This is a genomic window from Cronbergia sp. UHCC 0137, assembly GCF_034932285.1.
Classification (GTDB): Bacteria; Cyanobacteriota; Cyanobacteriia; order Cyanobacteriales; family Nostocaceae; genus Cronbergia.
This window is the reverse complement of sequence record NZ_JAYGHC010000039.1, coordinates 24,703-39,597: the sequence shown is the minus strand read 5'-3', so window position 1 is coordinate 39,597 and position 14,895 is coordinate 24,703. Positions and strand designations below refer to the sequence as shown.

Annotated in this window: 12 protein-coding genes; 10 read left to right on the top strand and 2 right to left on the bottom strand. The window is 34.7% G+C overall.

Features of this window, described 5'->3' with window-relative positions; translation table 11 throughout:
• Positions 1 to 123: 123 nt before the first annotated feature.
• Positions 124 to 708 (bottom strand): Uma2 family endonuclease, encoded by a 585-nt coding sequence (locus VB711_RS18785; RefSeq protein ID WP_323287746.1) that lies wholly within the window; start codon positions 706 to 708, stop codon positions 124 to 126.
• 149 nt (positions 709 to 857) lie between these two features.
• Positions 858 to 1,766, bottom strand: a complete 909-nt coding sequence (locus VB711_RS18780; protein ID WP_323287745.1) for a lysylphosphatidylglycerol synthase transmembrane domain-containing protein — start codon at positions 1,764 to 1,766, stop codon at positions 858 to 860.
• 71 nt (positions 1,767 to 1,837) lie between these two features.
• On the opposite strand from VB711_RS18780, the gene VB711_RS18775 reads away from it, so the two are divergent.
• The 10 genes from VB711_RS18775 to csx2 all read left to right on the top strand — a co-directional run bounded on the left by VB711_RS18775 (position 1,838) and on the right by csx2 (position 14,803).
• Positions 1,838 to 2,539: a Uma2 family endonuclease gene (locus VB711_RS18775; RefSeq protein ID WP_323287744.1), complete on the top strand. Its 702-nt coding sequence runs from the start codon at positions 1,838 to 1,840 to the stop codon at positions 2,537 to 2,539.
• Between the two features lie 395 nt (positions 2,540 to 2,934).
• Positions 2,935 to 3,495, top strand: coding sequence for a DUF6658 family protein (locus VB711_RS18770; RefSeq protein WP_323287743.1), 561 nt, complete (start codon positions 2,935 to 2,937; stop codon positions 3,493 to 3,495).
• A 106-nt stretch (positions 3,496 to 3,601) separates the two neighbouring features.
• On the top strand, positions 3,602 to 4,204 hold the full coding sequence (locus VB711_RS18765) for a hypothetical protein (protein ID WP_323287742.1): 603 nt from the start codon (positions 3,602 to 3,604) through the stop codon (positions 4,202 to 4,204).
• 152 nt (positions 4,205 to 4,356) lie between these two features.
• A complete protein-coding gene (locus VB711_RS18760; RefSeq protein WP_323287741.1) occupies positions 4,357 to 4,662 on the top strand; it encodes a CRISPR-associated protein Csx3 in 306 nt (101 codons plus the stop codon).
• Positions 4,663 to 4,769: 107 nt separating this feature from the next.
• The gene (locus VB711_RS18755) at positions 4,770 to 6,500 is read left to right on the top strand and encodes a Cas10/Cmr2 second palm domain-containing protein (RefSeq protein WP_323287740.1); all 1,731 of its coding nucleotides are present in this window, start codon (positions 4,770 to 4,772) and stop codon (positions 6,498 to 6,500) included.
• Positions 6,500 to 9,058, top strand: a complete 2,559-nt coding sequence (locus VB711_RS18750; protein WP_323287739.1) for an RAMP superfamily CRISPR-associated protein — start codon at positions 6,500 to 6,502, stop codon at positions 9,056 to 9,058. The genes VB711_RS18755 and VB711_RS18750 overlap by 1 nt, the downstream gene beginning before the upstream one ends.
• Positions 9,048 to 10,547, top strand: a complete 1,500-nt coding sequence (locus VB711_RS18745) for an RAMP superfamily CRISPR-associated protein (protein WP_323287738.1) — start codon at positions 9,048 to 9,050, stop codon at positions 10,545 to 10,547. The genes VB711_RS18750 and VB711_RS18745 overlap by 11 nt, the downstream gene beginning before the upstream one ends.
• Before the next feature lie 2 nt (positions 10,548 to 10,549).
• Positions 10,550 to 11,113: a CRISPR-associated protein Csx19 gene (gene csx19, locus VB711_RS18740; RefSeq protein WP_323287737.1), complete on the top strand. Its 564-nt coding sequence runs from the start codon at positions 10,550 to 10,552 to the stop codon at positions 11,111 to 11,113.
• Positions 11,113 to 13,464: a TIGR03986 family CRISPR-associated RAMP protein gene (locus VB711_RS18735; RefSeq protein ID WP_323287735.1), complete on the top strand. Its 2,352-nt coding sequence runs from the start codon at positions 11,113 to 11,115 to the stop codon at positions 13,462 to 13,464. The genes csx19 and VB711_RS18735 overlap by 1 nt, the downstream gene beginning before the upstream one ends.
• Before the next feature lie 67 nt (positions 13,465 to 13,531).
• On the top strand, positions 13,532 to 14,803 hold the full coding sequence (csx2, locus tag VB711_RS18730) for a TIGR02221 family CRISPR-associated protein (RefSeq protein ID WP_323287734.1): 1,272 nt from the start codon (positions 13,532 to 13,534) through the stop codon (positions 14,801 to 14,803).
• The last annotated feature ends 92 nt before the right edge of the window (positions 14,804 to 14,895 follow it).

The following is a 14,895-nucleotide window of genomic DNA, read 5'->3' as shown; positions in this document are numbered from 1 at the left end:
TTTCAACGCTTATTCCTTGCACTTGATTCACCTTTTTTACCTTCAAACCCTTGATATATCTTCGTTTGAGATTTATTCAACAAGCCCTAATTAATATCTGCCTTAATAGGTAATACTTTGATTCTATTGCCTATTCTCTGTTTCAAGGGTTAAACCGCGATAGATTTGTTCAATGGGGAATTTGAGGTTAATGCTTTTGAGTTCAATGGTATCGCCTGGTTTGTAGTTGATAATTAACCAGTCTCCTGCATTGTTTTTTTGATAAAGGTCAATTTCCATGCTGGTAGAACTGACTAAGAGATAATCTATTAAGGCTGGGTTATTTTGATACATTCTAAATTTACCACCTCTGTCATAGGCTTCGGTACTTTTGGAAAGAACTTCAACAATTAAGCAGGGGTAGGTAATATATTGGGTATTGGTTTTGTCTCGTTCGTTACAGGTAACGCTGACATCTGGGTAGGTGTAGTTAGTAGTGCCGACAATCTTAACTTTGATATCAGAATTTCCAGTGATACAGCCTGTATTTTCTAGGTGGCTGTCAAACATGGCAGTAAAGCGGATGGCAATACGACCATGATTGATGCTACCGCCAGTCATAGCGTAAACTTGACCGTTGATCAGTTCATGTTTTTCTAATTGCTGTTCTTCCCAAGTAAAGTATTCTTCGGGGGTTAGACTGGGGACATTTTCTTTAGCTGCGATCATGGTTCGTTACCTTCTACGGTTTTAACAAGAAATCTTCTGGATTAAGTTCGCTGATTTTTATGCCAAATGCTCTAACTTTAAATAGATTTTAGCTCATGAAGGCTAGGATAAATACTTGAAAAAGTATTTACCCCGATTGTTTGATGGATTTAGAATTGGTAGCGTTCATCTAAGGAAGCTAGAGCAGCACCGGCTGTTTCTGCTAAGATACTGATGAGACGATAGAGAGCGATCGCACTAATCACCAAAGCCGTGGGAAAATGATATTGTAGGAGAGCGATCGCTGTCGCTTCAAAAACCCCTAAACCACCAGGCGCACCGGGAACAACTAACCCCAACACCCAAGCAAAACTAAAAGCCCCCATTAATAAAGGAATTTGGCTGTAACTCAAAGAACTCAGCGCAAACATAGTTAATATAAATCCAGTACCACGCAAACCCAAAAAAACCAATTCTCCTAACAAAGGTCGTAAAGGATAGCGTTTAATATGCAAATTCATATTAGGCTTATTAGTATTTTTAAGGTTTTTAAATTTAGATAAAATACGAAGTGCTGGGTTTAAAAACCAAGGATGAATAGCACAAAGAACTAAAACCAAACTCAGAAATTGTAGAATCTTGATAATTAAACTATTATTCCCGACAAATCTCCCACCAAATACAATAACACTAATTAAAGCCGCCGCAGCCATTAATAAAGGTTCTAACAAAACACTTAAAGTCGCCGCCCCTGGAGAAACATTAGCATTTTTTGCAGCCAAAATCCTTCCATAATAATGCCATACATTACCAGGTAAATACTTGGCGATATTCGTTTTTAGATAAACTTGGATAAACTGGGAAGATGACACAGGTTGATTTAACTCTTGCAGCACCAAAGTCCAAATCCAACCTGCCCAAGTATGAGCCAATAAAGTTACACCTGTAGCAGTAGTTAAAATTGCCCACCCTGCGGCATCAACGCGGATAGCCATTACTTCTGACCAGTTGTTTTGCAAGGATTTTGTTAAAAAAAACAGTGTACCACCCAAAATTATCCAGCGTAAAATTTGTTTCATTTTTTTTAGCGATACTTGCCCTGGCTATGTGTTATTCTATTACTAGGCTAGGTTTCAGGAGTTAAATAATAATGACAACTTCCCTTAAATACATAGTCCCCGATATAGATTATCCTGAAAGTGACGGCTTGCCAATGGCAGAAAGTGATGCAGCACGGGACTATTTAGTTTATGGTGTCGAAACCTTAACAATACATTTTCAAACAGAACCAGAAGTTTATACTTCCGGTAATTTGTTTATATATTATGAACAGGGAAACCCCAAGGCCGTTGTTGCTCCCGATCTATTCGTTGTATTTGGAGTTGAGAAAAAAAAGCGGACTTCCTATAAAGTATGGGAAGAAAATTATAAAGTACCTGATTTTGTTTTAGAAATTACATCGAAAAGTACAGTTAGTGAATATCAAGGTACAAAAAAAGGATTATATGCTTATTTAGGAGTAAAAGAATATTTTCAGTATGACCCAACCGCAGACTATTTAAAACCACCACTACAGGGATTTAGATTAGTAGAAGGAAATTATTTACCGATTCCTAGAATAGAAACCGAGAATGGTTTTGCAGTGATGTCGGAAGTGTTGGGTTTAGAGTTGAGGCTAGAAAATGGAGAAATGCGCTTTTATAATCCCAAGAAAGGGGAAAAATTACTCACTCATCAAGAGTTAGAATTAGCCAGACAAGAAGCTGAACAAGAACTATTAGCTGAACAAGAAAAAAATAAAAAACTGGCTAATAGATTACGTGAATTAGGTATTGATCCCAATACAATCTAAGATTTTAGAAGATTACAAAAGACATAAATTTGATCTACATCACCTGAAATTAGTCATTTCCAGCTTTAATTAGTAGGGTGTGTCAGATGGAAAATATGGCTAATAGTGGTTAAATTATCGCTTAGTAAAGGGGGGACTCAATCAAATTCCCCCTTTGTATTTGATTAAATCAAGAATCGTTATATCTTACTGAAGTTAGATAATTATTATACTTTCATCTTATAAAAATGTGACTTTCGCTAGAGGTAAACATAGCTGTAATCTTATTATCCTTGATGAGGATTGCTGAAAGTTAAGCAGATTTGGAGAATTATATAGAGCGGTTTTCTAAAACGTCTCTACTCTCCACTTTATCGAAAGATTAAACTTGTGTTTTTAATGAACAGGAGGACTAAGTGAGACATTATCTAGACCTGTTGAAAAGAATGCAGATACGCCAAATTATAACTATCTTTTTAGTGGGGATACTGTTGATTGTGACTGTTGCTTGTAGTGGTGCAAATACTCAAGGTGCAAATCCCCATAATACTCCTGTACAAGCTGGTGGTGCAAATAATCCTTATCAAAATGGTGGCGATAATTATACGAGAATGTCTACTGATTCCAATGTGACAACTGAACGGAGTAGAAAAGAACAAGATCAAGCAAATTTACTATTAAATCCACAATTTTTAGTAGCAGCAAAAAAAGAAGCAGAAATGCTTTATCCTGGCGCAGAAACCCCTGGTGGTAGAGTAAAGAAAGAAGCAGAATTACCAATTATTACTCAAAAAGAATTTCAACACCCTGAACCTGGTGGTTTAATTCAGCGTGAACCAGATTTAGGAGTTCGCGTTCAAGAAAGGATTGAAAGTGTGAGAGATTCCGTTGAGAAAGCTTCAGGATTTTTACAAAATAAAGCAGATGAAGCTAGTAATAGACCTGAATTACAAAAAAATCCATCGGTGGGTAAATAAGGGGATTCTAATTAGGAATCAGGATTTAATGATGTTGAGGATTAATTTTTCAAGTTAATCCTGTTAATGTTTTTGATTAGACTTAAAAGAATGCAAGGATAGAAATATGAAGAGACTAATTGATTGGCTAGAAAATCTGCAAGTGTTTAGAATTTTAACGATTTTTTTAGCGGGTATATTTCTCTGTTTAATCCAAGCTTGTAATCGTCCTGGTATAGCTGGACAGCCACCACAACCTGCGGGACAACCGCCTAATGTTCAACGATATGATCCGACTAAAGATTATCCTCTTTCTCCATATCAAGGAGGTATGAATAACTTTAGTGATGTAGATCCTAGAGCGAAAACCGCAGAAAAAGCAGCGCGGAGAAGGGCTGAGGCGTTAATAGAAAATGCTCAGAGAAATATTGAAAATAAGGGAGTTGATAGTGCTGAGGAATATGTACGCAATTATCGAGAGGGGACACCGTTTGATGAAAGAGTGAAAAATTTAGGGGAGGATGTGGGAAGTTCAGCAGAAGAATTGCGGGAAGGTGTAGTTAGAGGGACTAAACGAGGTGTGGAAAATCTCCAGGAAAATATTGAGGGTGGCGCTAAAGGTTTAAGTAAGAGTGTACAACGTGGGGCTGAAGATATTGGGAAGAATATTCAACGTACTGCTGAAGATACTGGGGAAGCAATTAAGAGGACGGTTAAAGAGGCTGATTAAGGTAGAATATACGGTACTATCAGTATAATATTTTTTTTGTAAGGGGACGAGCGATCGCCCCCTATTTATTTTTTAAAATATTTTTGATTATTTTGGAATAGGTTGTTTCTAGTGTCATGTATGATGTAACTGTTGGTGATTAGGTATTGGAAATGACTACTTACAATATTGAGTTAAAAGAAGAGATTTTGCGGGTGAGTTTTGGTGAACCTGCTCAAAATGACCAGATTGTGAAGGATGCGTCTGCGCGATTGGAGGAAATGGTTCAATTGGGGGAACTGGTTGGAGGACAATTGCTAAGGATTAATGGACCTGTTTCTATACCTGTGGCTTTTGTGTTGGCGCATAAATTATCTCATATTTACGGTGCAATTGGTTTGTTTGACCCTAAGTTGGGCAAGTATGTGATCTCTATCACACATAATCCGGCGTATAAACTGGGAGACTTGATTGATTGAGGTTTTGGTTGAGCGATCGCTCCATGAGTAGTGATTTTATCGGGTAATAAGCATTGGTTGGTTTTTGTCCACGTGTAGGGTTATAAATTGAAGATCAAGGATAGATTATGTTTTTGGTACTGATTGAGACATCTGGAAATCAAAACTACATTTTTTCAACTAACAAGCTGAAAGAAAATATTGGTGCTTCTGAGTTGACATACCGTGCTGGTACAAGCTGGGTTTTACAAGCCGTAGATAAAGTAAATAAATCTACAAAATTTTTAGGTCTTTTCAAAAATGGAAAACAACTTAGAGATAACCTTTTAGATAAAACATTAAATCCATCTATTGATACAAACAATGATGTTAAAGTTGAAGTAATTGTAGCTACTTCAGGTAAAGCTCTATTACTTACGAAGGAAGAAAAAATCGCCAAAGAAATTATTCAGTATGTCACTCACCAAGCTCTTATTGAAGCACCAGGTTTAGATATTTGTGGTGTTATTCATGAATTTGATTGGGATAAAAACGATTTAGGAGATGTGAATACTCACATACATCAAAAATTTGCCACAGTTCGATCTAAAAGACCTGCTCCTGATTTACGTTTTTTGCGTTTACCAATAATAGATGAATGTGTTACAAGTGGTTTACCTGCTTCTGAATTAGACTTTGATTCTGAAAATAAATCTGTAATATCTGTGGTTAGTAGTAGTAAAAGAAGTTCTAGTGAAAAAGGTCTAGAGAGAATTAGAGAATTACTAAAGAAAGAGAAACCAAGTATTAACTTCCCTGGTAATATTCGAGAACTAATTGAATATCTTGATAATCAACCAGGAATATGGTTGTCTGTAATTCATGCAGATGGTAATGGCTTAGGAGAAATTTTTCTAAAATTTCAAAACTTTATTAATAATCAAAATCAAAGTTGTGCAGTAGATAATAGAAATTATGTAGATAAATTAAGAAGGTTTTCTATTGCTTTAGATATCTGTACAGAAAAAGCATTTATTTCGGCTCTTGATGCTTTTAAATCTACTGATAATCAAGAATTTGCAACAATCATACCATTAGTCTTAGGAGGAGATGATTTAACTGTAGTATGTGATGGAAAAATTGCTATTGAATTTACAAAGAGATTCCTGACAGCTTTTGAAGAAGAAACAAAGTGTCAATCTCAAGAACATTTAAATGGCATCATTTCAGAAGTTGCCAAAGAAGCATTAGGTATTCCTCGTCTTTCTGCTTGTGCGGGAATAGCAATTATTAAACCAAAATTTCCATTTTCAGTAGCTTATAATTTAGCTGAATCATTAATGAAGTCTGCTAAAGAAGTCAAGAAAAAAGTAACCCATTTTCATTTAGGAAAAGATAAACCCTATCCTTGTTCAGCTTTAGATTTTCATATCCTTTACGATTCTAGTAGTGTTGATTTTGATAGTATTCGGAGCAAGATAGAAAAAGAAAATCAAAAATTACATAATCGTCCTTATGTAATTACTTATGAAGATGATATTCAGCAAGCAAATGGTTTAGAATGGGCTAAATTTCATCAATTTTCTAAATTGGAAGCAAAAATAAAAGTTCTTTTAGCTAAAGATAAAAATGATGGTGGTAAAAGAAAATTACCTAATAGTCAAATGCACGATCTTAAAGCAGGATTATTTTTAGGGAAAGAAGTTGCTGATGCTCGATATCTTTTGATTAGAGATCGTTATCCAAAAGAATTAACTATTTTAGCAGGTAGCGAAAATTCTCTCTTTCAAGAAGAAGAAAAAAATTCAGGAATGTACATTACTGGATTATTAGATGCTATAGACGCAGCCGAATTTTTAAATGTAGAGGATAAAAAATAATGTCTAAAAAGAATAAACCAAAACAACCTCAGAAAAATCAATCTCAAAATACAGCTAATATCACGGTGAATAAATCTAATAATTCAAATTCTGAACCGTTAATCATCAAAATCAAACTTACCAGTGATTGGCATATTGGTTCTGGTGCAGGAATACCCGGAGATATTGATAGTTTAGTACAAAAAGATCAATATGGACTTCCTTATATACCAGCTAAAACACTGACAGGTATTTTACGAGATGCTTGTGAATTAGTAGCTTTTGGTTTAGATAATCGTGCAGAAAATGGTGCTTGGCAAAAATGGGTAGATTATCTCTTTGGAGAACAACCTGCTTTAGCAACAGAAGCACTACAAAAAGAACCTATTCCTGCGGCTTTATCCATCCGTGCAGCATATTTTTCAGACTCTTTACGAGCAGTTTTAAAGAGTAAACCAAGTGTGAAAAATGCTCTAACTTTTGTGAAACCAGGAATTAGTATAGATAGTGAATCTGGTTGTGCTAAAGAAGACTTTTTGAGGTTTGAAGAAGTAGTTAGAGGTGGTGCTGTACTAGAGGCAAAATGTGAATTAAATTTACCAACAAATAAAGAGCAACAAAATACTGCTCATGCGTTATTAGTTGCTGGTACTAAATTTGTAGAACGTCTAGGTGGTAAACGTCGCAGAGGAGCAGGAAAGTGTGAATTAGAAATTAAAGGTGAGGATATAAAATCTTATATTGATTGGATTTCAAAACATCCTCAACCACAAGCACCATCAATTGATAATGTATCAGAAAAAGAAGATACAAAAAATACAGGATATGTAAACGAGCTTGTAAATGAAGAATGGGTAGAAGTTAACTTAGGAATTACTACAAAATCTCCTCTGATTATTTCTAAAAGAACTGTGGGTAACGTAGTTGAGACACTTGACTATATTCCTGGAACTCATTTACTAAGATTAATTGTCAAAAAATTAAGTGGTTTAGGTGTGGATTTAGGTAGTGCGATCGCTCATGGTGATATCATAGTTACTAACGCTACATTAGAAGTAAATGGTCAACAAGGAAAACCTGTTCCTCTAGCACTTTTCTATGAAAAATCAACAGGTGGATTAGATAAAGGTGGCAAGATTTATAACCGTTTTCGTGAAGGTGAACCAGAAGGACAATTAAAAGGTTATCGCGCAGGGTATATTGACTCTACAGATGGAACAATTTTACCTAAGCATGAAACAATCAAAATGATTGTGGGGACTCATAATACTGTTGACGATAAAGTTCAAAGTCCTACCAAAGATGCAGGAGGAGGTATTTATAGTTATGAAGCTATCAAACCAGGAACTAAATTACAAGCTAAATTGAGGCTCAGGAAATCTATAGCAGATGTCCTAGATAAAAATAGCAAAATTTGGCGTGATTCTTTGAAAGGAAACTATCGCATTGGGCAATCAAAAAAAGATGACTATGGCGAAATAAGTTTAGAAGTTTTACCTAATCAAGACTTTAAACATCAAAAACCAGCAATTATTCATAATGAGTTAACAGTCTGGTTACTTTCTGATGTATTGTTAAGAGATGAAAGATTACGACCAACAACTGATATTAAGTATCTTCAAGAAGAGTTAGAAAAACATTTGAATGTTAAACTTGATATCAAATCTTCTGAAGATAAAAAACTCTCATTTATAGGGAGAACACATCGGATAGATTCTTGGCAAGTACGCTGGGGATTACCTCGACCTTCTTTAGTTGGACTTGCAGCAGGAACTTGTATTGTTTTTGAGGTCAAAGAACTTAAAGAAGTTAAAGAAGGAACATTGGAATATAAATCATTAATTGAATCATTAACTGAATCATTAACTGAGATTCAATCAAGAGGTATTGGTGAAAGAAGAGCAGAAGGTTATGGTCAAATTTCCTTCAATGACCCAATATTAACACAACCAACATTAACATTAGAAAAACCAAAAGATAAGCAACCGGAAAATCCAACTAAAAATTCAAATGATTATCTTGAAGATGATCAAGATATTATTGATTATGCTCGGATCATTGAAAAAGCTGCATGGAGAGAAATTATTCATCGAGCATCTTTATTTTTAGCTTCTGAACTTTCACCTTCTGAACATACTTTTCGTACACAAATTTTAGACATCAGGATTGAAAATGGAGAAAGTAAACCCCCTATGAGTCAATTAGGAAGTTTGCGCTCAGTTTTATCACGCATTGAATCACCAGAAGATGAGGGATTACAAAGATGGATTCAACATTTACAAGATACTAAAAATCGTCGTGATAAATGGCCAAATGGTAGTTTAGATAAACTTCGTCAATTAATCACCAGTCCTACAGAAATTTGGGAGCATTTATCATCCGCTTTAACAAAATTAGGACATCAAGACGGTTTTGCTGAATTTACTCTCACTAGAACAGGAGAAGAAAAACTTAAAAATGAATTATGGCCAGAAGCGGTACAAATTTTGATAGATGCTTGTATCCGCGCTCATAAACGTGAACTTGAAAAGCAGCAAGAAAACACTCAAAAACAAGGAGAAAAAGTACATGGCGCGTAAAATATCATCTCGGATTAAAGTTAGTGGTCAGTTAATTGCTCAAACCCCTATTCATGTAGGTGGAGTGGGTGGTAATCCTCAAATAGATTTGCCTTTAGCTGTTAATGGTCAAGGTAAATATTATATTCCTGGAACAAGTTTAGCAGGAGCTTTCCGTAGTTGGATAGAAGATTCTCAGAAAGCAAATAGTGTATGGGGTTATCAACAAGAAAAAGATGCTGAGGGTCACGCTAGTTTTATTCTTGTGGAAGATGCACCTATTCAGGGTATAAACGCTGAAATTAGAGATGGTGTGGGCATTCATCGAGAATGGGGTACAGCCGCAGAAAAAGCAAAATATGACCGTGCAATACTGCCTAAAGGTTGTAAAATACCATTAAATATGACCTTAGAAGTACCTTTTGAATCTTCAGAAGAAGCAACAGAATATAAGAATAGCTTTGCTTCTTTGATTAAAGCTTTAGAAAAAGGAGAGATTCGTTTAGGTGCAGCAAAAACCAGAGGATTAGGTAAAGTTCAGTTATTTAATTTTAGTATCCGTGAATCTAACTTGAGCCAACGTGACGGTATATTAAAAGCTTTACAGGGTAAGGATGAAATAATTAATTCAGCTATCTTTTTACAAAGTAGTATTATTTCTTCTCGAAGAAAAAAGCTGACATTTGAAATTAATTGGCAACCACAAAGTCCATTAATGGTCAAAGCAGAAGGTAATGGTATTGCTGTTGATATTCTACCTTTAGTTAGTGCTATTGATCGTAGTCTAACATTTGTGCTACCAGGTAGTTCAATTAAAGGTGCTTTCCGGTTTCAAGCAGAACGCATTATTAGAACTGTTTGTCCCTCTCTAATTAACAGAAATGTAGATTTTTTGGATCAAATTGAAGTTCCTTTAGTTAATGAATTATTTGGTACAAGAGCAAAAGCTAAGAAGGAAACTAAAAAAGGAATTGGTTCACTTTTTATTGATGATTGTTATGCCAATATACCTATAACTCCTTCAGCTTGGGGAAATATGGAAGCTGCTACTAATGAAAACGATCTTAGAAAAGCATTGGATAATGCTAATCTCCAAAATGTTCAACAGGCTTTTCATGTAGCAGTAGATAGATGGACTGGAGGTGCTGCTGATGGTATGTTGTACAGCAATTTGGAATTGATGAAAATAAACTGGAAACCTATATATCTAACTTTGGATATTGATCGTATCTCTAACAATAAATTACCTGCTATTTCTCTACTTTTGTTATGTTTACGTGATTTAGTAGATGGTCGTATTCCTTTAGGATATGGAACAAATAGAGGTATGGGTTCAATTAAGGTTAACAGCATTGTGATTAAGGGTGATAATTTAGAATCTGATTTAAAGGAATTTACAAATGTAACTCTAGTTAATGGTAGTTTAACTAATTTAGATTGTAAATTTTTAGAAACCTTAAATAACCATTGGAAACAATGGATTGATACACAAAATAAGGAGGGTAAATAACTATGACTTTATACGGAAGATGTACAACTACTAATATCACTCTTAAATCAGCTTTATCAAATTGTGCAACAGCACTTTCTCAAGCAGTGGCTATAATTTACTCTCCTACATACTGTCAATTTGCTAAGGTTGATAAAAATGGAGATTTAATAAATGCAGAAAACGAAATTATATCCCCTGATAAAGTTGATAAAGTTTTTGAATTACGAGCATTTAATCAAAATTATGAGTTACGCTGGTTGAATGAATCCAATGGTAAAGGTAAAGCTGTTTTGATTTCAGAACAAGATATTTCAGGTTATTTAGATCATAAAATTCCTGAAATAAGTGCATTAGATAAAATTCATCAACAATACATTTTATGGGGTAAAAAAGCAAGCTCTGAATCAACTTCAGGATGGGCAAAACTATCTACTGCTCGTATTGGTTCTATAGATGTTCCAGTGAGAGGTTTAACTGCTGATAAGCGAGTTTATTTAAACGCTATTGAATATCTTAAAGCTGATGAAGAATATGGCAATGTTTCAGTAGTTGAAGAAAGATTAATAGGATTAGAGGTGAAATAATGTTAACAGGAAAATTAATTGTCATAGCTAATAAAACACTGCAAGTAAATTTTACCAATGCTAAAGGTAAAACAGGCAATTTTAATATTAAAGAATCTGAACTATCAGCAAATTTATTAGAAATAAAGAAAACTGATATTTCACAACTCAATAATTTAGAAGTTGAATTAGAAGAAATCGGTGGACAACCAAAACAGATCCGTGAAAAAGGTAAGGCTTTCGCATCTACTCAACCTACTATTTCTACACCGAAAAGAGAAATAGCAACACCAGCGCAAGTAACTCGTTCATCTAATGCTTCACCTAGAAATAATAAACCACCAGGAGACTTTCATAACCCCTATAATTTTGTTCCTGCACCACCTAGAAACACTGAAAATGTACAAAAGAGTGAATTAGGCGATCGCACTCCTTGCGGACATGATTCTTATCTCAATAATCATTGGAGTGGTAGAATCTCCGTCACCTTAACAACTATTACACCTTTATTAATTCCTGATGCAGCAAAAGCACAAGGAACAGATCATAAAATTTATCCAATTCGATTAGATGCAGATGGTAAACCATATTTACCACCAACTTCAATTAAAGGAATGTTGCGATCGGCTTATGAAGCAATCACAAATTCTCGGTTATCAATTTTTGTTAAACATGAAGATCGTTTAGCTTTTAGGATGTCTACCAAAAATGATCTTATCCCTGCTAGAGTGGAAAGCCAAAATAATCAATTAGTTTTAAGACTAATGGAAGCACCGGAATTATTAGGTGATACAGCTAGATTACTCCGATATCAAAAAAGTAGTAATTCACGAGATAAAGGTGAAATTAGAGAAGCGGTTAGATATGATGATTCAAATGAATTACCTCAACACGGTGATGCTGTTTGGGTAAGAATAAACAAAGGATTAGTCACCAGGATTAGAAAATGGGATGCTGCTACTTACCCCGGTGATGGTGAATGGTTGAAAGGATGGGTATTAGTAACAGGTGCAAATATTAATGGTAAAAAATACGAGCGAGTTTTTATTGAGAAAAATGACAATGAAAGCATAATTATCACCGATGAAATTAAATCTCTGTGGCGAGAATTGATCAACAATTATCAAGAAAGTCATATCAAAGATTTAGAAAATCGTCGTAAAAATAACCAAAATCCACAAGATTATCTTGGTGCTACACCAGGAAAAACAGGATGGTCACGTCATATCTATGAACATAGTGAATTAGAATTAAAAGAAGGTACTTTATGTTATGTAGAACTAAAAAATAATAGAATTACAGATTTATTTCCTGTATCTATTTCTCGGCAATTATATAATGTATCCCCTGCAAGTTTACTAGATAGCAATCTCAAACCTACAACAGAAATTAATTCTCTTTCTCCAGCAGATAGAGTATTTGGTTGGGTAAATCAAAATGGTCAAGGTTCTTATAAAGGCAATTTACGAATTAATTCAGTAGAATGCAATTCAGATGATTCTATAGAAACATTTGGTGAAAATGGTTTTCCTCTTGCTATTCTGGGAGAACCTAAACCACAACAAGCAAGATTTTACATTGCTAAAGACAAAGAAGGAACACCACTAGATGAAGGAATTTCAAAAGAAAAAACTTATCAAAGTAATAATGGGTTAAGAGGACGGAAAGTTTATCCTCACCATAATAATTTACCTGCACAACACTGGAACAAACCCAATGAAGATAGAACAAAAACAGATCAAGGAGGATATTTCCAAGAATATCGTAGACCTAAAAAAGATAATTTAGAACAAAGAGATGATCAAAATCGTTCTATTAAAGCTTGGGTAAAACCTGATACTACCTTTAGTTTTAATATTGATGTAAATAATCTTTCAGATGTTGAACTTGGTGCATTGCTTTGGTTATTGTCTCTTCCTGAAAATTATTATCATCGTTTAGGTGGTGCAAAACCGCTAGGCTTTGGAAGTGTCAAGTTAACTATTGATTGGAATAAAACTGATCTTCGTAAAGGAGAAAATTGGCGCGAGTTCTATTCTTCCTTAATCTCCATTCCTAATTCATCGCCAAAAGATGCACAAACAAAAATACAAATCTTTAAAGATACCGTAGCTGAGGTTTATGGTAACGGTCAATCTTTTGAACAAGTGCGTTTTATTAAAGCATTTTGTTATGGATGTCAAGGTTTTAATGATAATAAACCTGTTCATTATCCTAGAAAACGTCAACAACAAGGACAAAACCCTGTACCTCCTCATCCAGATGGAGAAGCTTTTAAATGGTTTGTTGAAAACGAACGCACTGGTGGATCTAAAGTTTCACTTCCTGCACTTTGGGATGAAACTGGTTTACCTTACTTTGATCCCAGATAAAGTTATCCTAGCAACATCTTGTAATACTACACGCAGATTAGTTTTTTCAATTACATAGGAGTATAAAATGAAAGCCATCTCGTTTTTAGGATTCAATCCACATAAAGGATACGACAAAACTATCTACATTAGCCCAGATGGTTCTGACGAATGTGAAACAGAGTTTTTTCAAGAAGCAATGGTCAAATTTTACAAACCGAAAGTTCTGTATGTACTCTTAACAAACACTGCTGAAAAAGGTATTCCTAAAGATAGAACTGAGTCTAACTGGGATGCTTTACAAAAACGACTATCTGGTAAAGTAGAATTACACCCTATTAAGAATGTCCCTGAAAGCAGTAGTCCTGAAGAATTATGGAAGATTTTTGCTTTATTAACTGAATATCTTCAAGACAATGATGAAGTTTTGTTTGATATTACTTATGGATTTAGATTTTTACCAATAGTAGCTTTAATAGCCGTCAGTTATCTTCGTGTTGTTAGAAAAGTAAAAATTAATGGCTTAATCTATGGTGCGCGAGATGCTCAAAATGAAGAAACAAATCAAACACCTATTTTTGACTTATTGCCAATTGTCAGTTTATTGGAATGGACAACAGCAACAGACCAGTTTCTCAAAACAGGTAATGGTCAAGCATTAGCAGAATTGTTACATAATGGAGATCCTGCTACCGAAGAATTAGCTAATAATATTGATAACATAGCGCAGGGTTTACAATTACTTCGACCAATGGATGTAATGCAGGAAGCCGCTTTATTACCAGAAAAAATTACAGCAGCATCATCAAGTATTTCCGAATCATTACCACCGTTCACAACTCTACTAAGACGAGTTGAAAATGATTATGGTAATTTTGGTTTAAAAAATCCAACAGAGTATACAATTAGTCCTCAAGCTGCTCTTATAAGACAATTGAGAATGGTGGAATGGTATGCAGAAAAAGGGCAAATAGTTCAAGCTTTGTCTATGGCAAGAGAATGGCTACCTTCTTTATTATGTCATCACTTTAATATAGATCCACAGGTTAAAAGAACTAATAGACCAGAAATGGAACTTCTATTAAGTGGAGGAACAACACCACCAGATAAACAGGGTAATAAATATACATCTCCATTCCTAAAACAATATAAAGAAACAGTTTCCAGAGATAAAAGAACTCAGTTATCTAACCTTTGGTCAGATACTCATAGACTCGCAAAATTGCGTAATGATGTACTTCATGCAGGATTTAGGAAAAATCCTCAAAGTGCAGAATATATTATTGAACAAACGAAGCAGATAGTTGAAGAACTTCGCAAAATTGCACAAGCTTGGGATTTGAAAGACGAAGCAGAATAAGTATCTGATGAAAAATAATGTAGAGACGTTCCATGGAACGTCTCTACACCGGGACAAGCTATGTTTAATGAGTAAAAGAATCTAAACAATAA